Below are 21,825 nucleotides of genomic sequence, written 5' to 3' on the forward strand. Positions count from 1 at the left end.
CCTAATTGCCCTGTAATTTTTTCTTCTCAGCCAAAAATTTGTTGTAATCAGCGGTAAAATAACTAACACCGTTATCATAGGATAAAAAATAAATATAGTTTGTTTTGCTTGGCTCAGCTGCTGCCCTCAAAGATTTAATTCCCGGGCTACAAATTGGACCTTCTGGTAATCCAGTCACATAATATGTATTATATGGCGATGCAATTGCCGTATCTTTATTATATAATTTTTCTTTATGATATCCAAGTGCGTATTCCACTGTAACATTTGATTGTAACTTCATATTTTTGCTTATTCTATTATAAAATACTGATGCAATAGTGGCCCTGTCCTCATCTTTATATGCTTCCATTTCAATTACTGAAGCCATGTCTACTATTGAGTCGTATTTATCTTCATCTATGGTGATATTATCATTCTTTGCTAAAAGGTTCATATGATCCTTAAAACTATTAAGCATTAACTTTATAACGTCATTACCTGACATTCCTTTTTTAAGCTCATATGTATCTGGGAAAAGGTAACCTTCCAATTTGTATCTTCTTTTATTATCATCTTTAACATAGCTAGGCAATTTATAAGATTCACATGCCTTTATAAAATTATCTTTACTCAATATGCCCTGACTCTGTAACTTATCAGCAATTTGGGATAAGTTGTAACCTTCTGGAATAGTAACTTTAACATAGTTCTCATCAAATGTACCAGCACCCACATTGTGAATAAATTCTTTTAAACTTATATCACTAGAAAGCATATAAATTCCCGGCTTTATTATGCCGGGAATTTTATAGTATTTAATATATGCCTTTACAATTAGTGGATTTGTCATTACACCTTGTGAATTCAATCTGGTGATTATACTATAAAATGTATCTCCCTTTTTTACCTCAAATTCTTTATTGTTAGTTATTTTAAAGGGATGCTTTAGTGAATAGCCAACATAAACAGTGGAAACTAAAAGAGTTACAAAAAGTGCAATAATAACTATTGATATAATTTTAACTTTTTTATTAATTTTATACATTTTATACCCATCCAATTGCAAGTATTATTTTTTTATTTTCTACCTGCTTTTTTTCTTAAACTTGCATCTAATATTTTCTTTCTCATTCTGATATTTTTTGGTGTTATTTCAACCAATTCATCTGAAGAGACAAATTCAATACATTGTTCTAATGTCATATCACCAATTGGAACCAATTTAAGTGATTCATCTGCTCCTGATGATCTAGTATTAGTCAAATGTTTTTTCTTACATACATTAACATCTATATCTTGAGATTTTGCACATTCTCCAGCAATCATTCCTTCATAAACTTCAATACCTGCAGGAATAAATAGCTTACCTCTTTCTTGTGCATTGAAAAGACCGTAGATTACAGATACACCAGCTTCAAATACAACTAGAGATCCTCTACTTCTTTCAGCTATAGGTCCTCTATACTCTTCATAGTCATCAAGTACGTGATTCATTATACCATTACCCTTAGTATCAGTCATGAATTCATTTCTAAACCCAATAAGACCTCTAGAAGGCACTTTGAATTCAAGTCTTGTATAACCATTTATAGCAGAAGTCATGTTTTTAAGTTCAGCTTTTCTAGGTCCTAGCTTTTCCATTACAACTCCCATAAACTCTTCAGGAACATCAATAGTAAGGTATTCTATTGGCTCTAACTTCTTACCATTTACTTCTTTGAATATAACTGATGGTTTTGAAACTTGTAATTCATATCCTTCTCTTCTCATTGTTTCAATCAATATTGAAAGATGTAATTCTCCTCTTCCACTAACTTTGAATGAATCAGCTGATTCTGTATCTTCAACTCGTAGACTAACATTAGTTTCTAGTTCTTTCATTAATCTATCTCTTAAATGTCTTGATGTTACATAATCGCCTTCTCTACCTGCAAAAGGAGAGTTATTAACCATAAAGTTCATAGTTAAAGTAGGTTCATCTATATCAACAAAAGGAAGTGGTTCTGGTTTACTTGCATCTGCTATAGTTTCACCAATGCTAACATCAGATATTCCTGCAACAACTGCTATATCACCAAGCATAACTTCTTCAACTTCAACTCTCTTTAATCCTTCATAAAGATAAAGTGCTGATATTTTAACATTTTCTTTAGTTCCATCTCTTCTTATTAAAGTAACCTGTTGGTTTCTCTTTAATCTTCCTCTTTCAACTTTACCAATAGCAATTCTTCCAACATATTCATTGGCATCAATTGTTGATACAAGCATTTGGAAAGGTTCATCTATATAACCAGAAGGCGCTTTAACATGTTTGATAATCATCTCAAATAATGGTTCCATATTTGTACTTTCTTCATCTACTTCATATTTAGCTATGCCTTCTCTTGCAGAAGCGTATACTATTGGGAATTCAAGTTGATCATCATTAGCACCAAGTTCTGCAAATAGATCAAAGACTTCATTAACTACTTCTGTAGGTCTAGAATCTGGCTTATCAATTTTATTTATTACAACTATTGGTCTAAGTCCAAGTTCTAATGCTTTCTTTAAAACAAATTTGGTCTGTGGCATTGGTCCTTCATATGCATCTACAAGTAAAAGAACACTATCAACCATTTTAAGTACACGTTCAACTTCTCCACCGAAATCCGCATGTCCTGGCGTATCAACTATATTAATCTTAATACCTTTGTGTATTACAGATGTATTTTTTGATAGTATAGTTATTCCTCTTTCTTTTTCAAGATCATTAGAGTCCATAACTCTTTCCTCAAGTTTTTCATTGCTTCTAAATACATTACTCTGTCTTAATAGTGAATCCACAAGAGTAGTCTTGCCATGATCAACGTGCGCGATAATAGCTACATTCCTAATGTCATTTCTAGTAAATAATTCCATGTTTTATCCTCCAAACTAAATTATAAGGCGTGTTTCTGAACCTTAATTAAAATTACTAATTGTTAGTAGTAACTATAAATACTACAAACAAAAATTGGATACTACAATGTACCCAATTTATCATCATTCTTATTTTAATATTTTGTTTGACAAAAGTCAACTTATAGTCAAACTATTTAATGTAAAAAGTAAAATTTAATCTAAATAATCATAAAAAGTTTAAATATGCCTTCCATTTAAAACTAAAAATGTAGTTTTATACTAAAATTTGTATAATTTTCAATCTCTTAACCCTAAACTACACTTCCATAATAATTGGTAATATCATTGGTTTTCTTTTAGTTTTTTCATATAAAAACATCCTTAAAACATCTTTAATATTAGATTTTATTGTGGCCCACTCAATTATGTGTTTTTCTTCACATTCTCTAAGTGCTTTTTTAACTATTTCTCTTGCTTCATCCATAAGATCTTCTGATTCTCTTACATAAACAAAACCTCTTGATATAATATCAGGTCCTGCAATTACGCTGCCACTCTGCTTTTCAATTGTAACAACTACAGTTAATATACCATCCTGGGACAAATGTTTTCTATCTCTTAATACAATATTCCCAACATCACCTACACCAAGGCCATCTACAAATATCTGACCATTTGGAACACTTCCATTTTTACTTATAGAATTTCTTGTGAGCTCAATCACATCGCCATTATCTGCAATCAATATATTGCTTTTGCCATTCCAAGACCTTCTGCAAGTTCACTGTGTTGTTTTAAATGTCTGTATTCTCCATGTACCGGCATAAAGAATCTTGGTTTTACTAAAGTGTGCATAAGCTTTAATTCTTCTTGGCAAGCGTGCCCTGATACATGTACATCAGCCAATGCTTCATAAATAACTTGTGCACCTTTTTTGAATAGTTGATTTATAACCCTAGAAACCAATTTTTCATTACCTGGAATTGGAGATGCTGATATCACAACCATATCCCCATCAATTATATTTACCTTTTTATGTTCTGAAGCTGCCATCCTAGTAAGTGCAGACATTGGCTCACCTTGAGTTCCTGTTGTTATAATGGTAACCTTATCATTAGGATATCTATTTATAGCATCTACGCCAATCATTGTACCTTCATTTGATTTTAAGTAACCATATTCAGTAGCTACAGCCACAATGTTTTCCATACTTCTACCAGATACTGCTACTTTTCTGCCATATTTTTCTGATGCTGTTACAATTTGTTGTATTCTATGCACATTTGATGCAAAAGTCGCAACTATTATCCTACCTTCTGCTTTAGCAAAAAGATTTTGGAATGTAACTCCAACAGTACTTTCTGACATTGTATATCCAGGTCTTTCAACATTCGTACTATCACAAAGCATGAGTAGTACTCCTCTTTTTCCAAGTTCTGCAAACCTAGCAAAATCTGCAAGGCATCCGTCTATTGGAGTATAATCAATTTTAAAATCGCCAGTATGAAGAATCACGCCTAGTGAAGTGTGCACAGCTATAGCAGTTGAATCCGCTATACTATGACTTGTTCTTATGAATTCCACTGACATAACATCAAGCTTTATTATGTCCTTTGGCTTTACGCAATTAAGTGTAACCTTGCCTAAAAGACCATGTTCCTTCAATTTAGACTCAAGTATACCTAACGTGAGTTTTGTGCCATAAACTGGAACATTCAATTCTTTTAACACATATGGAAGTGCACCAATATGATCTTCATGACCATGGGTCAAAAATATTCCTTTAACTTTTTCAATGTTTTTTACTAAATAACTCACATCCGGAATCACTATGTCTATACCAAACATCTCTTCGTCAGGAAACTTTAAGCCACAATCTATAACTACTATTTCATCTTTGAATTCTATAGCAGTTATGTTTTTTCCAATTTCATTTAGCCCACCTAAAGCTATAATTTTAATTTTATCCTTTTCTTTTCGCATAACTCTACCCTCCTTTTTTAATATTTATATTTTAAGTATAAATATTTTCAAACAAACTATTCCGAGTTAACTTATTGACCAAACTTAATCAATAAATAACACAAAATGGATATTTTTAACAACCACTAAAATAAAATTCTAGTGGAGTTAAATTATTTATTATAGTTCGTAACCATATTTTTATTAATTCAATAATATTACGGACTATAAATTTTCACTATATTATTACTAAAAATAAGTTAATCTAGTTTTACTTATTTTTACAATCACTACATAAACCATAAAATTTAACGCTATGATTTTTTATTTCAAAATCATATTTTTCTTCAATGGTTTTTTCAAGATTTTCAAGCAAATCACCCTGAACTTCAAGTACTTTTCCGCAACTTGTGCAAATAAGGTGATGATGCTGGTGATTTTCATCTTGGTGTACAAGTTCATACCTGCTACAACCATCATTTAAGTCCAATTTACATATAACTCCCAGTTCATCTAATAATAATACGGTTCTATATACTGTTGCTAGCCCAATCTCAGGGCAATCCAATTTAACCAACTCATAAAGCTCTTCTGCCGTAAGATGTTGGCCTTCACTCTTTATGATCGTATCTAAAATACCTCTCCGTTGAGGCGTTAGTTTATATCCTTTTTCTTTTAAATTACTCTTTAATTTTTCAATTTCACCTGTTGATAACTTATGCATATAAATCCCCCATTTCATAAGTTATATAAAACCCGATTTACAGTATTAAACAATTAATTTAAGTCTCCTTCTGAAAACAAGGCTTCATATGCTTCACTTACCATATCAAATTCTTCATCATCTTCTATTGTATACAAAATGTCATTTCCGTCTTCATCAACGTCAATTTTAAGTATTATAGCTTCCACTTCTGGACCTGCTTCTTTTGGTGAGACAATCACATACTCACTATCTTTTATATCAATTTTCGTTATTACCTCAAATTGAACTTCTTTTCCATCTTCATCTAGTAAAGTGATATTAGTTGTATCATTTTCCATATTTTATTCTTACCTCCATTTTAAATATTACAGTAGTCTTTGTCAAACTTTACTCCCTACAAACTATCTAGGTAACCTTGCAAAATATATGTAGCTGCAACTTTATCAACTAACTTTTTACGTTTTGCCCGTGATAAATTAGCCTCAAGCATTGCTCTATTTGCTGCTACGGTTGTAAGTCTCTCATCCCACATTTTTAGTGGTAAATCTATTTTTTCTTTTATAATTTCACATAATGCTAGAACTTTTTCACTCTGTGGACCTATGCTTCCGTTCATATTTTTTGGTAAACCCGCGACTATTGTATCAACAGAGTACTCATTACATATATTTATTAATTCAGAAATATCTATGCTTTCATTTTTTCTTCTTATTGTTGTAATTCCCTGTGCTGTAAATCCAAGCGGATCACTTATTGCAACTCCGATTGTCTTATCACCTATATCTAAGCCTAGAACTCGCATTTTATCTCCTTTTATGTAAAAATCGAAATAAAAATGCCCAATAAGGGCATTTTTATTTCACATCTAAATATGATTTAAACACTTCCTCAAGTATCTCATCTCTCTCTAGTTTTCTAACCAAAGCACGCGCACCGTTATAATTTGTTATATATGTAGGATCACCCGAAATAATATAACCAACTAACTGGTTAATAGGATTATAGCCCTTTTCCTTCAAGGCATTGTATACTTCACCTAATATGGACTTTGTAAGATCTTTTTTATTATTTAAAACATCAAATTGAATTGTATTATCAATATTGTTCCCCATTTTAGTTTCACCCCTTTACCGAATGGTATAAACTAGTTACGTATATTATATCCCAATAAACAATAAAAGTATACTATTTAACTAAATTTACCATAATATTTTGTACACTTGCTAGAGCCTCGACTATCTTTTCTGGATTTTTTCCGCCGGCTTCTGCCATATCAGGACGTCCGCCACCGCCGCCACCGCAAATTTTGGCAACTTCTCTAACTATATTACCACAATGTGCTCCTCTTTTAACAGCATCTTTTGTTGCCATTGCTATAAATTGAACTTTTCCATCATTATGGCTCCCAAGTACTACTACTGAATTATCACCTAATTTAGATTTAATTTTATCAGCTAAATCTCTAAGTGAATTACTATCTAGCCCTTTTAAAGCACCAGTGGCAAGTTTAACTCCATTAACTTCAACCATTGATTTTATTATATCATCTTCAAAATTAAATGCTAGTTTTGATTTCAGTTCAACAATTTCTTTTTCTTTATCTTTAAGTTCAATAAGGATTGTAGCAATTTTGCTTAAAGCGTCCTTCTCATTGCATTTTAATTCTTTTTCAATTGATTTTAATAATTCATTTTTTTCTTCTACTTCTTTTAATGCAACAAAACCTGTAATTCCTTCTATTCTTCTTATACCTGCTGCTACTCCAGCTTCTGAAATTATTTTGAATTGCCCTACTTCTCCTGTATTTTTAATATGTGTTCCTCCACAAAGTTCCTTACTGAAATCACCAACCGAAACAACTCTAACTGCATCACCATATTTATCATCAAACAATGCCATTGCTCCTGATTTTTTTGCCTCATCTAATGTCATCACCTGTGTATCAACAGCTATAGTTTCCATTATTTTTTTATTTACAATTAATTCAACTTTTTTTAATTCATCTTCACTAATTGCGGAAAAATGAGTAAAGTCAAATCTTAGTTTAAATTCATCAACAAAAGATCCTGATTGATGAACGTGTTCCCCTAAAACTTCTCTTAAAGCTTCCTGCAACATATGAGTTGCGGTATGATTTTTTGCAATGCTGTTTCTTCTTTCTTTATCTACACTTAAGTTTATTTTATCATTAATCTTAAGTTCTCCACTTGTCACTTCAATAAAATGCATTATTTTCCCTGATATATTCTTCTTGCAATTAGTGATTTTACCTTTACATGTCTCACTTATAAATATGCCAGTATCTCCAATTTGTCCACCCATTTCACTGTAAAAAGGAGTTTCTTCTGTAATCAATATTCCTGATTCACCTTCACCTATCTCATTAACAAATTGATCTTGTGAAATCAAAAAACTTATTTTAGTTTCAACTTGTAATTTGTCATAACCAAAAAATTTTGTATTTAAGTTTTCCGGAATTTTATCAAAAATGCTTATATCACTACCCATATAAGTGTATTCGGTCCTTGCATTTCTTGCTCTTTCCCTCTGAATTTTCATTTCAACATCAAAACCTTTAATATCCACTGAAATGTTCTTATCTTCCAAAATCTCCTGAGTTAATTCAATTGGGAAACCAAAAGTATCATATAATTTAAAAGCTTTATCTCCAGATAATATCTTTGAGGACGTAGCATTCATTTCCTGAATATATTCATTTAAAATTTCTATACCACTGTCTAAAGTCTCAATAAATCTTTCTTCTTCCAGTTTTATAACCCTCTTAATGTAGGCTCTTTTTTCTTTTAGTTCAGCATAAGCCCCAAAGGAATTATCAATTACTACATCACAAAGTTCAGACAAGAATGTTCCCTTTGCACCAATTAATTTTCCGTGTCTTGCTGCACGCCTTAAAAGTCTTCTAAGCACATATCCTCTACCTTCATTTGAAGGTATTATATCGTCACTTATCATAAAAGTAGTACTTCTTACATGGTCAGTTATTATTCTAATTGAAATATCTGTATCTTTATCTTTTCCATATTCCACATTAGCAGTTTTACATACCATATCAAGTATTTTTTTTATAGTATCAACTTCAAATACACTTGTTTTATTTTGCATCACACTGGCAATTCTTTCAAGTCCCATACCTGTATCAATATTTGGTTTTGAAAGTTTATTATACTTTCCATCTTGATCCTTATCAAACTGTGTAAACACAAGATTCCATAATTCTACTGCGATATCATCATCGGAAGCTTTCATGAAATCTTCTGTATTCTTTATTGTACCTTCACCTCTATAATAGTGAATTTCAGAACTTGGTCCACAAGGTCCAGCACCATGTTCCCAAAAATTTTCTTCTTTGCCTAATCTAAAAACGCGACTTGGATCAAGTCCTACTTTTTCTGTCCATATTTTGAAAGCTTCATCATCATCTAAATATATTGTTACATATAATTTTTCCTTTGGAATTTTCAAACTTTCAGTTAGAAACTCCCATGCCCATGGAATTACTTGCTCCTTAAAATAGTCTCCAAAGGAGAAGTTCCCTAGCATTTCAAAAAAAGTAAAGTGTCTAGAAGTTTTACCAACATTCTCTATATCCCCGGTTCTGACACATTTTTGGCATGTTGTAACACGTTTGCTTGGAGGTACTTGAAGTCCTGTAAAATAAGGCTTCATTGGTGCCATTCCAGCATTTATGATAAGTAGTCCCTTATCATTTTTAGGCACTAAAGAAAAACTTGGTAATCTTAAATGGCCTTTATTTTCAAAAAAGCTAAGATATGCTTCTCTTATTTCATTTAACCCCATTGTATCCATTTTTGTATCCTCCTAATTAATTTTCAAAATTTTATAAAAAATAAAAAGCCCCCATTCCTTGCTCATTGCAAGGGACGAAAGCTAAATTCCGCGGTACCACCCTAATTACACATATACTGTGTCACTTAAAAAAAATACAGTTCAAGGACTGCTTCAATAAATTGATTAAGAAGTTTTCACCAACCACTTCCTCTCTATAATATATCAAAATATTTACTACTTCCCATCATTACCTTATATATTATCCTAATGAAAATTATATTTAAAAATCATACTTATGTCAATATTGTATTGTGAATTTTTTAGTATTTTCCGTTTTTCTTAAAATAATTCAACCTTTTTGCAGGGAAATCTATTATTTTTTATCTTTTTTCTCAATAAATGCCTTCCATGATGGAGATATTTTTCTTATTCTTTCAACTATTGAAGATAACTTTTTAGCAACATAATCTATATCTTCTTCTGTAGTACCTACTCCAATAGTAAGTCTCAATGAACCATGTGCTAGTTCACTTTGAAGCCCTATTGCCAAAAGCACATGTGATGGTTCTGTAGCACCTGAGGCACAAGCACTACCTGTTGAGGCATAAATCCCGTCTAAATCTAAATCTAAAAGCAAGGCCTCTCCTTCTACACCTATAAAACTTAGATTTACATTTCCAGGGAGTCTTTTATTTCTTGTTGGTCCATTGATTTTAGTGTAAGGTATTTTATCTACAATACTTATTGTTAACTTTTCACTTAAATTTTTAAGTCTTTCTGACTCTAGTTCTAATTCCTCTGTAGCAATCTCTATGGCCTTACCTATTCCAACGATGCTAGCAATATTTTCTGTGCTTGCCCTTTTTCCTCGCTCTTGTGAACCCCCATGAATTAAATTTTCTAATTTAACACCTCTTCGCACATATAATGCACCAATGCCTTTTGGACCATAAAATTTATGACCTGACATGGACAATAAGTCAATCTTCATATCTTCCACATCTATATTTACATGGCCTACAGCTTGAACTGCATCCGTATGAAAAAATATTTTTCTTTCTCGACATAACTCACCAATTTTCTTAATGGGCTCTAGAGTTCCTATTTCATTATTAGCAAACATAATGGATACTAAAATTGTTTTATCTGTGATAGCTAATTGTAAATCTTCAATGCTTATAAACCCTTCTTCATTAACAGGTAAATAGGTTATTTCAAATCCATTCTTTTCTAAATATTTACATGTATTTATCACTGCATGATGCTCAATTTTTGTAGTTATTATATGATTACCTTTATTCTTATGCTCCATTGCAATTCCTTTAATAGCCCAATTATCAGCTTCAGATCCACTACCTGTAAAATATATTTCTGATTTATCAGCATTTATTGCATGAGCAATTTTTTTTCTAGCTGTAATAATTGCTTCTTTCGTCTCATCAGAAAAAGAATACAATGATGATGGATTTCCAAAATTTTCTGTAAAATATGGAAGCATCTCCTGTAAAACTTCCGGTTTTACAGGAGTAGTTGCTGCATAATCCATGTAAACACGTTTAGTATTCATTAAGTTCACTCCTTTAAGACATCTAAAATAGGGCATTACAATTATATTTTTTGCTCCTAATGATTCATACTATTGTAATCATCAATCATGTCCTGTAATGTCATAGTTTTTGTTACAGTATCTATACTTTCTTTAAGCTTTTCCCAAAGAATTCTTGAAGCACAGCAACTACTATTACTGCACACTTCACCTTCTATACAATCTGATATTTCAATGGGACCTTCTAATACATCAAAAACATCCGATACTGTTATATCTTTAGGTTCTTTATTTAAAATATAGCCACCTTGTGCACCTCTTACGCTCTTTATGAGCTTAGCCTTTCTAAGCTGCGAAAATAGTTGTTCTAAATAATACTCAGAAATATGCTGTCTCATTGAAATATTTTTTATAGATATTGGTGCTTTTCCAAAATTTATGGCTAAATCAACCATAGCCTTTACGCCATACTTTCCTTTTGTTGAAAGCTTCATTAACCCACTTCCTTTATAAAGTGACACTTAGGCATCTTCAAAAGAATAACTCAGTATACTAGTCTATATTCTTTCAGATGCCTTACACGCCTGTGAGTATAGCTTAAACCCACAGACGTGATTAATTTACATTAAACCACCATTTGCAAAATAACATATCTTATTATTCATAATTAATGAACAAAATATTCTAGTAAATTATTATACCCGACTGTTTTACTAAACATTATCAAAATGATATCAAATCCGAGTATATTTGTCAACAATAAAACTTGCTAAGAATAGAACTCTTGATTTTTTTCTTAATGGTAATGTATGTATTATATGTAACCTATTATATCACTTTTCTAGTTTAAAAGTTAATATAATTTTTCTTCTAATTTATAAAAATGCGACAAAAAAATGTAAGCAGATTTGATTAAACAAAACTGCCTACATTCACTGATACTAAGCTTATCACTTGTGAGAATTTTAACTATCCTCTTAAGGATGTTTCTCCCATTAAGTATTTATCAACGGATTTAGCAACACTTCTTCCTTCGTTCATTGCCCAAACAACTAGTGATTGACCTCGTCTCATATCACCTGCTGAAAATACGCCTTCTACACTAGTCATATAATTTTTATCAGCAAAAACATTACCACGATTATCAAGTTTCAAGTTTAAATCCTCTACAATACCCTTATGATCAGGATGTACAAAACCCATAGCAATTAATACTAAATCTATTTTTTGAGTTATTTTTGATTTTGGTACTTCAACTTTCATTGGTCTTCCAGAATCATCTTTTTCCCATTTTACTTTTACAGCTTCTATTGCTGTAATCTTGTCATCTTCACCAATAAACTTTATTGTTTCAATACACCATTCACGAATAGCACCCTCTTCATGAGATGTGGTTGTCTTTAAAGTTCTTGGAAATAATGGCCATGGCATTGTTTCATCTCTTTTAATCGGAGGTTTTGGCATAATTTCATACTGGTATACATTTTCTGCACCTTCACGAATAGATGTTCCAATACAATCTGATCCAGTATCGCCGCCACCAATTACAAGAACATTTTTTCCCTTTAAATCAATAGCTTCCTTTGAAACGTCTTTTCCTGCTACTTTCTTGTTAATATATCTTAAAAAATCTACGGCAAAATATATGCCTTTAAGGTTTCTTCCTTCAATTGGTAAATCTCTAGGCACTGTGGATCCTCCACACAAAACCACCGAATCAAAATCTTTGAGAAGTTGATTTGAATCGTAATCAAATCCAATATTTGTATTAACTTTAAATTTAATACCTTCTTTTTCCATGATATTTATTCTTCTGTCTATTACAGATTTATCAAGTTTAAAATCTGGTATTCCATATCTTAATAATCCACCTATTTTATCGTGTCTTTCAAAAACAGTTACATTATGTCCAACGGAATTTAATTCAGCTGCTGTAGTAAGTCCTGAAGGACCCGATCCAACAACCGCTATGTTTTTACCAGTCCTAACTTTAGGAATATTTGGTTTTACCCAATTTTCCTTAAAAGCTTTTTCAATAATTCCTAGCTCAACTTCTTTTATTGAAACCGGCTCAGAGTTGGCTCCTAAAGTACATGAACCTTCACAAAGTGCAGGACAAACTCTTCCTGTAAATTCAGGGAAGTTACTTGTTAGTGATAATCGCTTATAGGCTTTTTCAAATTCTCCCTTGTAAGCCATGTCATTAAAATCTGGCATTAAATTTCCAATTGAACAACCCCACGAACAAAATGGTATCCCACAGTCCATACATCTAGCACCTTGAATTTTGATTTTTTCATCTGGCATAGAAATATGGATTTCCTTATAATCTTTTATTCTCTCTTTAATTGGTCTATCAGTAGCTACTTCTCTTTTATATTCTTTAAATCCTGTTGTTTTACCCATTTATATTACCTCCTACGCTCTTAGCTTGGAAGCTACGTTTTTATTTTTTTCCAAAATCAATTTATAAGCATTTGGTATTATTTTCTTGAAAAGTTTTGATGATTCATTCCAATTTTTAAGTAATTCCCCTGCTTTTTTGCTTGCAGTATAGTTATAATGATCACTTATCATATTAAACACAACTTCCGAATCTGCTTCATTTAATTCTCCAATGTAAAGTTCACTATTTTTAATTGTATTTTCTATGGAGTCATCTTCATCAATTACATAAGCAATTCCACCGCTCATACCTGCTGCAAAATTTCTTCCACGTTTTCCTATAACAACAACAGTTCCTCCTGTCATATACTCGCAGCAATGGTCCCCTACACCTTCAACTACAGCTATAGCGCCACTATTTCTTACTGCAAATCTTTCTCCAACAACACCATTAATATAAAGACTTCCTTCTGTTGCTCCATAAAGAATAGTATTTCCAGCTATTACATTTTCATCTTGCTTAAATGTTGATTTTTTAGGCGTCTTAATTATAAGTTTTGCTCCTGACAAACCTTTTCCAACATAATCATTTGCTTCTCCCTCAAGGGTAAGTGTCAGTCCATGTGCTCCAAAGGCTCCAAAACTCTGTCCTGCTGAGCCTTTAAAATTAAAGCAAATTGTATCTTCAGCCAGGCCTTTATTTCCATAAATTTTAGCGATTTTCCCGCTAAGCATTGCGCCCACTGCTCTATCGACATTTTTAATTTCAAAATTACCTACAACATTTTCACCTTCATACAAAGCATTTTGTGACATTTTAATTAGCTTATAATCCATTGCATTTTTGATTCCATGATCCTGTTTTTTAGTACAATATGGTTTTATTCTACTTGGCATATCTGGCTTATATAATATTCTTGATAGATCAATTCCCTTTGCTTTCCAATGATCACTTTTATCTTTAATATCAATTTTATCTACTCTTCCTATCATTTCATTTATTGTTCTAAATCCAAGTTTAGCCATATATTCTCTTACTTCCATCGCTAAAAATGTTAAGAAATTTACAATATACTCAGGTTTCCCTTTAAAATTCTTTCTTAGTTCTGGATCTTGAGTAGCTATACCCATTTCACAAGTATTTTTTTGACAGTTTCTAAGCATGGTACATCCCTCTACCACTAAAAGTGTTGTAGCAAATACATATTCTTCAGCACCTAAAAGCGCAGCTACAACAATATCCCTTCCAGTTTTAAGCTGTCCATCAGTTTGAAGTACTACCCTACTCCTTAAATCATTTAATAGAAGTACCTGTTGTGCTTCTGATAGTCCTAGTTCCCATGGTATTCCTGCATTTTTTATTGATGAGATAGGTGATGCTCCTGTACCTCCATCATGTCCACTGATTAAAATCGCATCAGCATGTGCTTTTGAAACTCCTGCTGCAATTGTTCCGACCCCAACCTCTGATACTAATTTTACATTTATTCTTGCATCTGGGTTTGTAGACTTTAAATCATAAATAAGTTGAGCCAAATCTTCAATGGAATAAATATCATGATGTGGCGGTGGTGAAATTAAATCTATGCCAGGAGTAGAATGCCTAACCTTAGCAATAGCATCATCCACTTTTTTACCAGGTAGCTGTCCGCCTTCTCCAGGCTTTGCACCTTGAGCCATCTTTATTTGAATTTCATCAGCATTTACTAAGTACTCAGCATTTACCCCAAATCTTCCAGAGGCAACCTGCTTAATAGCACTTCTTTTCCAATCTCCATTAGCAGACTTTTTGTACCGTTTTGGATCTTCTCCGCCTTCTCCACTATTGCTTTTACCCCCAATTCTATTCATAGCTATTGCAATAGTTTCATGAGCCTCTTTACTAATTGATCCAAAGGACATTGCTCCTGCACAAAATCTTTTAAGTATTTCACTTGTTGGTTCAACTTCATCTATTGGAATTTCATTGTCCGTTTTCAAACTAAACATACTTCTTATTGTACAAAGGTGTTCGTCTTGCTTATTAATAAGTCCTGAAAATTCCTTAAATAATTCATAATTGTTGTTTCTAGCAGATACTTGTAGTTTATATATAGTTTCCGGGTTAAATAGATGGAATTCGCCATCAGGTCTCCAAGCATAATTTCCTCCAACGTCTAACTCTGAAATTGGCTTTCTTATTTTGTTAAAAGCATTTTTATGTCTTATAAGAACTTCTTCTGCAACAGTTTCAATTCCTATACCTTCAATCCTTGATGAAGTACCTGTGAAATGCTTATCTACAAACTCACTTTTAAGTCCAATAGCTTCAAAAATCTGAGCACCATGATAACTTCTTAAGGTAGATATTCCCATTTTAGAAAGTATCTTTAGTAGTCCATGATTTATTGCATCATTATAGTTATAGATTGCCTGCTCATAGGATAATTTTTCAATTTCCCCTTGGTTAACTAATTGCTTAATTGATTTATACGCTATATACGGATTTACCGCTGTAGCTCCATAGCCAAGTAGTAATGCCATATGCATTGTTTCTCTCGCTTCTCCAGTTTCAATTATAATTGAAACCTTTGTACGAGTTTTTTCTCTTATAAGGTGGTGATGTACAGCTGCTACTGCTAATAAACTTGGGATTGCAGCCTCGTAAGAATCGCCAAATCTATCACTTAAAACTATTATGTTATAACCTTCACTTACTCGCTGTGAGGCTCTTTCACATATTTTTTCAAGTACCTCTTTAAATCCATCAATACCTGTATCGTATTTAAAAGTTATTGGTATAGTTGTGGTCTTAAAATCCTTATTGCTCAATCTTTTTATCTTTGACATATCTAAATCAGTTAAAATTGGGGAAGATATTTCTATAAACGGACTATCTTTTATTTCTCCATTTAATATATTACCTTGAGCACCAATATAGTTAATTAGTGATGTTACTAACTCTTCTCTTATAGGATCTATAGGTGGATTGGTCACCTGAGCAAACAGCTGCTTAAAATATGCAAATAAATTTTGTGGCCTATTTGATAAAACTGCTAGTGGTGTATCATTTCCCATGGATCCAAGAGGTTCTTTGCCAGTAGTTGCCATAGACTTTAATATTATTTTGAGGTCTTCAAGAGTGTACCCAAAGGCTTGTTGTCTTTCCTTCAAAACTTCTGGAACTATAACATTATTCTCTTCAGCGCCCTCAAAATCCTCTAATATAAATTTGTTTTTATCAATTGCATCTTTATAGTCATAACTACTACATATATCTTTTTTAACTTCTTCATCACTGATGATTCTTCCTTGTTCAGTGTCTATAAGAAATATTTTTCCTGGTTCTAATTTTCCTTTTTTCTCTATTTCCTCAGGGGCAAAATCTAATACTCCAGCTTCTGAAGAAAGAACTACCATTCCTTTTTTAGTTATAACATATCTTGCTGGTCGTAATCCATTTCTATCTAAAACAGCTCCAACTTGCACTCCATCTGTAAATGTAACAGCGGCTGGACCATCCCAAGGTTCAATTAGTGAAGCATGATATTCGTAAAATGCTCGCTTATCTTTTTCCATTTCCGCGTTAGCTTCAAAGGCTTCTGGTATTAGCATCATCATAGCATGAGCTGGACTTCTTCCATCCATCACCAGTAGTTCAAATATATTATCAAGAGAAGCTGAATCACTTCCAGTGGGATTTACAATTGGGAACAACTTATCTATTTCATCGCCGAACACCTTTGATTCAAGGCTTCCTTCCCTAGCATTCATCCAATTTCTATTTCCCCTTATAGTGTTTATCTCACCATTGTGAGCTAAATATCTAAATGGTTGAGCTAAATCCCAAGTTGGAAATGTATTTGTACTATATCTTTGATGCACAAGTGCTATAGCACTTTTAAAGTTAATGTCATTCAAATCAATATAATAACTTTTTATTTGATCTGGTAATAATAATCCTTTGTATACTATTTTTCTACTTGAAAGACTACAAATATAGAAGCTGTCTGCATCTTTATCAAGAAGCCTACTTATTTCACTTTCTGCTCTTTTTCTAATAATGTATAATTTTTTCTCAAATTCCTCTTGATTTTTGCAATTATTTCCAATAAATATTTGTTTTATAACTGGTTCCGTACCTTTAGCTGTCTCGCCTATAAGACGACTATCTCTTGGTACATCTCTCCAGCCTAACATTTTTTGGTTTTCTTCTTGTACTACCCTTTCCACTATACCTTCACATTGACTAGTAAAAGTAGTTTCTCTTGGCAGAAACACCATACCAATCCCGTATTTTCCTTCCTTAGGCAAATCAATTCCTAAGTTGTCACAAGCTATACTAAAAAATTCATGTGGTATTTGAAGCATAATTCCTGCACCATCACCTGTTTTAGTATCTGCCCCAACTCCACCTCTATGTGTCAAGTTAATCAATATTTCTATACCTTTTTTTACAATGTCATGGGACTTTTCGCCTCTAATGTTTGCTAAAATTCCAATACCACAATTATCTTTTTCAAATTGTGGGTCATATAAGCCTTGAAGTTTTGCATAGCCCTTACTCATATTCATGTTTTGCCCCCTTAATATTTAAACTAACAATAAGCTATTTTAACTTACGTAAATATAACGATATATCTATTATTAATTCATAAATATAAATTTTAGCGCATATATATAAATCAATATATTACAATATGCTGTAATAAAATATTATTATTATATATTATAATTGGTTTTTTGACGCTTTTCAACTTAAAACTTGCAATTTTCTATATTAATATTTATTTAGGCAAATTATTAATACTATTTGTTTTACAGGGTATGTATATTAAAATATACGTATAAATCATTAATAATTAATGCAATGAAATATTATAAATCATTCATGCTGATGGTATTTTGTTACTTTTTACCCAGAATTCATGTATAACATCATTCAGGTTTTCATATGGAATATTTATTCTTTTTAGATTATTCCATTCTTCTGGCATTAATTGTCTGTAAACCTTATTACTAAATCTACTATCAATTAAAAGAACAAATCCCCTATCATTTTCTGTCCTAATAACCCTACCTGAAGCCTGCAATACTTTATTAATTCCTGGATATACATAAGAATAAAGAAAACCATCTCCATTATTTTCACCAAAGTGGTCTTTTATAATATCATTTTCCAGGCATATTTTAGGAAGGCCAACACCTATAATAATTACTCCACTAAGTTTCTCCCCTGCTAAATCTAGCCCCTCGCTAAAAGCTCCACCAATAACGGCAAACCCTATTAGTGTTTCACTATTATCTTCTGAAAACGCCTTTATAAATTTGTTTCTATCTTCGTCACTCATATTTCTCTGTTGAATTATGATTCTCTCATTATCTCTGTGAAACAAATCTATAACTTTTTTCATATAATCATAAGAAGGAAAAAAAGCAATATAATTTCCTGTTTTTTCGCCAATAGATTTTTTTATTATCTCAGCAATTTTATCATAAGAGTATTTTCTATCGTGATATTTTGTTGATATTGTATCGTCTAACAATAAACATAAATTGTCTCTACTAAAGGGGGATTTAAAATTTATTCTATAGGAAGTTTCATCTCCTCCAAGTAGCCTCATAAAATAATCCATTGGTGTTAGCGTTGCTGAAAAAAATACAGTGGTTTTTACCTTTTTTAAACATTCATGAAGTCTAGTTGAAGGATCTACGCAAAAAATTTTAACTTTAATATCCTCGTAATCTTTTTCTAAATAAGTTATATATTTTTCATCAAAATACTCAAAGGTTCTAGTAAATGCATTGACTTTAAAATACAAGTCCAATATATTATCATTTATTTCTGATTCTTCACCTGAAGCGAAATATTTTTCTGCCTCTTGTAGAAATTTTTTCAGTGGAGCCAGCATTTCTTTAGGTGGTTTTTTTTCGATAACCACCTTATTTGGGCTATCTTCACATTGTTTTTTCATTTTTACCATTATAGAGTTTGCACTATTCAAAGCTTTATGTATACTTTTTAGATTTCCCTTTGTTAAGTTTTTAAGATTTAAAATTTCTTTTTTTTGAAGTTCAGCTGAATACATTTCCCGAGATCTCTTAAGTAGATTGTGAGCTTCATCCACAAGTAACACGTAGTCTCCACCATCATCCATAAAAAATCTTCTCAAATACACTCTAGGGTCAAATATATAATTATAATCACATACAACGCAATCACACCAGTTAGTTAGGTCTAATGCGAATTCAAATGGACACACTGTATGCTTTTTTGCATAGATTTCAATAACTTCTTTAGTAATAAGATTATTGTTTAATATATCAAGTATTGCATCATTTATTCTGTTATAATGCCCCTTTGCATATTTACAAACTTCTGGATCACAATTTGTTTCATCTTGAAAACATATTTTTTCTTTGGCAGTTATAAATATAGTTTTTAAATAAAGACCTCCACTTTGCAAAATCTCCAAAGCTTTTTTTGCCTCATTTGCCGTAGTTGTCTTTGCTGTTGTGTAAAATATCTTTGATGTAAATCCTGCTTTTAAAGCCTTTAGAGCTGGAAAAATAGTAGCCATAGTTTTTCCAATGCCTGTAGGCGCTTTTGCAAACAATATTTTATTTTCCATAATTGTTCTATATACAGCTACCGAAAACTCCCTCTGACCTTCTCTAAAAGAATCATATGGAAATCCTAATTTCTCAATGGACATATCCCTAAGATTTTTAAATTCACTTTGAACCTTTGCAAGATAAACAAATTTATCTATAATCTCATAAAAAAATTGTTGAAGATCAGTTTTAGAATATTGTTTTGTAAAATATTTTATTTCACCACTATCCATTTGATAATAGGATAATCTAGTAAAAATAGTATCCAGTTTATGCTCTAAGCAATAAAAATATGCATAACAATTAACCTGAGCCCAGTGAAGAAAATTATAATCTTCCTTAATATTATCCAAACTATTTGTAGTAGTTTTAATTTCATCTATTATTATATCTGCATCCCTCGTTATTACTCCATCAATCCTGCCTCTTATATCTATCTCTAAATCATCTTTTATGAATTTATAGGTTATTGTAACTTCACTCTTATAATCTTCTTTTGAATTTTTCTGCACCTTTTGATGCGCCTTAATAGCTTCTACATTTCTACTATTCCCAGCAAAACTTGAAACTAAATCTCCACCTCTTAAAACAAGTTCTATTAAATCTCTTACCGATATTTTTATTATTTTAGAATTTTCCATTTTTATAATTCCTGATCTTCGTCATAATATTTTATGTTTTTCATTTCACTTGGAAAATAGTCTTGCTGAACATAATGTCCTGGATAATTATGAGGATATTTATATCCTATCCCATTATCTAAGTTCAAAGCTCCTTTATAATGGGCATCCCTTAAATGCGGTGGAACTCTATATTGCTCTTTTTTAGCATCAAGAAAAGCAGCATCAACAGCACAAATAACTGCATTACTTTTTTTTGCCTTGCTAATGTATATAATAGCTTCTGCAATGGGAATTCTAGCTTCTGGCATTCCTATTGTATTAAGAGCATTCCAAGCTGAGTGTGCTATAAGCATGGCCCTAGGATCTGCCATTCCCACATCCTCAGATGCATGAACAATGATTCTTCTAACAATAAACTTCGGATCTTCTCCGCCAATAATCATTCTTGCAAACCAATAAAGTGCAGCATCAGGGTCCGAACCTCTCATGCTCTTAATAAATGCTGAAACCATATCGTAGTGATTATCACCAGATTTATCATAATTAATCACTCTTTTCTGCATGCATTCCTCTGCTACTAACGCATTTATTTTTATTACGCCCTCCGTATTTTTAGGCGTTGATAAGACTGCCAGTTCAAGAGCATTAATAGCGCTTCTAGCATCACCATTAGATAGGTTAGCTATATATGAAAAAGCATCCTCATCCATTTGGATTTTCATGAAACCATAACCTCTTTCTGAATCTTTAAGAATATTTTTTAAAATCCCTTTAATTTCTTCCTCTGAAAGCGATTCTAGCTGAAATATTTTAGATCTACTTAAAAGTGCACCATTTATTTCAAAATAAGGATTTTCTGTAGTTGCCCCAATTAAAACAACAATGCCTTTTTCTACAGCATCTAAAAGTACATCCTGCTGAGCACCTCTTTTTAAAGCATGGATTTCATCAATAAAAAATATACTTCTTTTACCATATAATTTCATCAAATCTTCTGCTTTGTTTATATATTCTTTTATCTCTTTTACCCCTATAGTTGTTGCATTTAATTTCATAAATTCACATTTTGTTTCTCTAGATATTATGCTTGTTAAAGTTGTTTTACCTACTCCTGGAGGACCATACAGTATTATAGATGTTAAGTTATCAGATTCGATTAACCGTCTTAATAACTTTCCTTTACCTACTATATTTTTCTGACCAAAAAATTCGTCTAAATTTCTTGGTCTCATTCTTTCCGCTAGAGGTTTATTGGCTGGATTTTTATCCATAGCCATTGTAAATAAATCCAAAATATATACCTCCTTACAATTTAAATGCCTACATATAATATTATA

At 31.8% G+C, this 21,825-nt stretch carries 13 protein-coding genes, 1 pseudogene and 1 other annotated feature; all 14 genes and pseudogenes read right to left on the reverse strand.

Going from position 1 to position 21,825, the window contains the following annotated elements; all coding sequences use genetic code 11:
- Nucleotide 1 precedes the first annotated feature (1 nt).
- Nucleotides 2-1,027, reverse strand: a complete 1,026-nt coding sequence (gene mltG, locus BR66_RS0118965; protein WP_035796636.1) for an endolytic transglycosylase MltG — start codon at nucleotides 1,025-1,027, stop codon at nucleotides 2-4.
- Between the two features lie 32 nt (nucleotides 1,028-1,059).
- A complete protein-coding gene (gene typA, locus BR66_RS0118970; RefSeq protein ID WP_026884313.1) occupies nucleotides 1,060-2,880 on the reverse strand; it encodes a translational GTPase TypA in 1,821 nt (606 codons plus the stop codon).
- Between the two features lie 298 nt (nucleotides 2,881-3,178).
- A pseudogene (locus BR66_RS24310) lies at nucleotides 3,179-4,845 on the reverse strand (ribonuclease J).
- 250 nt (nucleotides 4,846-5,095) lie between these two features.
- Nucleotides 5,096-5,548, reverse strand: coding sequence for a Fur family transcriptional regulator (locus tag BR66_RS0118980; RefSeq protein ID WP_026884314.1), 453 nt, complete (start codon nucleotides 5,546-5,548; stop codon nucleotides 5,096-5,098).
- A 53-nt stretch (nucleotides 5,549-5,601) separates the two neighbouring features.
- Nucleotides 5,602-5,868, reverse strand: a complete 267-nt coding sequence (locus tag BR66_RS0118985; RefSeq protein WP_026884315.1) for a DUF1292 domain-containing protein — start codon at nucleotides 5,866-5,868, stop codon at nucleotides 5,602-5,604.
- A gap of 56 nt (nucleotides 5,869-5,924) precedes the next feature.
- Entirely contained in the window at nucleotides 5,925-6,332 is a 408-nt protein-coding gene (gene ruvX, locus BR66_RS0118990) for a Holliday junction resolvase RuvX (protein ID WP_026884316.1), read from the reverse strand.
- 52 nt (nucleotides 6,333-6,384) lie between these two features.
- Nucleotides 6,385-6,642, reverse strand: coding sequence for an IreB family regulatory phosphoprotein (locus tag BR66_RS0118995; protein WP_026884317.1), 258 nt, complete (start codon nucleotides 6,640-6,642; stop codon nucleotides 6,385-6,387).
- 73 nt (nucleotides 6,643-6,715) lie between these two features.
- Entirely contained in the window at nucleotides 6,716-9,358 is a 2,643-nt protein-coding gene (alaS, locus tag BR66_RS0119000) for an alanine--tRNA ligase (protein WP_026884318.1), read from the reverse strand.
- A 67-nt stretch (nucleotides 9,359-9,425) separates the two neighbouring features.
- Nucleotides 9,426-9,597: a binding site (T-box leader), on the reverse strand.
- A 116-nt stretch (nucleotides 9,598-9,713) separates the two neighbouring features.
- Nucleotides 9,714-10,907, reverse strand: a complete 1,194-nt coding sequence (gene nifS, locus BR66_RS0119005) for a cysteine desulfurase NifS (protein ID WP_026884319.1) — start codon at nucleotides 10,905-10,907, stop codon at nucleotides 9,714-9,716.
- A gap of 56 nt (nucleotides 10,908-10,963) precedes the next feature.
- Nucleotides 10,964-11,380: an RrF2 family transcriptional regulator gene (locus tag BR66_RS0119010; RefSeq protein WP_026884320.1), complete on the reverse strand. Its 417-nt coding sequence runs from the start codon at nucleotides 11,378-11,380 to the stop codon at nucleotides 10,964-10,966.
- 475 nt (nucleotides 11,381-11,855) lie between these two features.
- A complete protein-coding gene (locus BR66_RS0119015) occupies nucleotides 11,856-13,292 on the reverse strand; it encodes a glutamate synthase subunit beta (protein ID WP_026884321.1) in 1,437 nt (478 codons plus the stop codon).
- A 12-nt stretch (nucleotides 13,293-13,304) separates the two neighbouring features.
- Nucleotides 13,305-17,825 (reverse strand): glutamate synthase large subunit, encoded by a 4,521-nt coding sequence (gene gltB, locus BR66_RS0119020; protein WP_026884322.1) that lies wholly within the window; start codon nucleotides 17,823-17,825, stop codon nucleotides 13,305-13,307.
- Between the two features lie 314 nt (nucleotides 17,826-18,139).
- The gene (locus tag BR66_RS0119025) at nucleotides 18,140-20,506 is read right to left on the reverse strand and encodes an ATP-dependent DNA helicase (RefSeq protein ID WP_026884323.1); all 2,367 of its coding nucleotides are present in this window, start codon (nucleotides 20,504-20,506) and stop codon (nucleotides 18,140-18,142) included.
- Nucleotides 20,507-20,508: 2 nt separating this feature from the next.
- Nucleotides 20,509-21,780: a replication-associated recombination protein A gene (locus BR66_RS0119030; protein WP_026884324.1), complete on the reverse strand. Its 1,272-nt coding sequence runs from the start codon at nucleotides 21,778-21,780 to the stop codon at nucleotides 20,509-20,511.
- Nucleotides 21,781-21,825: the final 45 nt, after the last annotated feature.

The organism is Clostridium akagii DSM 12554 (assembly GCF_000686725.1).
Lineage (GTDB): Bacteria > Bacillota > Clostridia > Clostridiales > Clostridiaceae > Clostridium_I > Clostridium_I akagii.

Coding starts and splice junctions, on each gene's coding strand:
- mltG (WP_035796636.1), bottom strand. CDS start 1,027: ATGTATAAAATTAATAAAAAAGTTAAAATTATATCAATAGTTATTATT.
- typA (WP_026884313.1), bottom strand. CDS start 2,880: ATGGAATTATTTACTAGAAATGACATTAGGAATGTAGCTATTATCGCG.
- BR66_RS0118980 (WP_026884314.1), bottom strand. CDS start 5,548: ATGCATAAGTTATCAACAGGTGAAATTGAAAAATTAAAGAGTAATTTA.
- BR66_RS0118985 (WP_026884315.1), bottom strand. CDS start 5,868: ATGGAAAATGATACAACTAATATCACTTTACTAGATGAAGATGGAAAA.
- ruvX (WP_026884316.1), bottom strand. CDS start 6,332: ATGCGAGTTCTAGGCTTAGATATAGGTGATAAGACAATCGGAGTTGCA.
- BR66_RS0118995 (WP_026884317.1), bottom strand. CDS start 6,642: ATGGGGAACAATATTGATAATACAATTCAATTTGATGTTTTAAATAAT.
- alaS (WP_026884318.1), bottom strand. CDS start 9,358: ATGGATACAATGGGGTTAAATGAAATAAGAGAAGCATATCTTAGCTTT.
- nifS (WP_026884319.1), bottom strand. CDS start 10,907: ATGAATACTAAACGTGTTTACATGGATTATGCAGCAACTACTCCTGTA.
- BR66_RS0119010 (WP_026884320.1), bottom strand. CDS start 11,380: ATGAAGCTTTCAACAAAAGGAAAGTATGGCGTAAAGGCTATGGTTGAT.
- BR66_RS0119015 (WP_026884321.1), bottom strand. CDS start 13,292: ATGGGTAAAACAACAGGATTTAAAGAATATAAAAGAGAAGTAGCTACT.
- gltB (WP_026884322.1), bottom strand. CDS start 17,825: ATGAATATGAGTAAGGGCTATGCAAAACTTCAAGGCTTATATGACCCA.
- BR66_RS0119025 (WP_026884323.1), bottom strand. CDS start 20,506: ATGGAAAATTCTAAAATAATAAAAATATCGGTAAGAGATTTAATAGAA.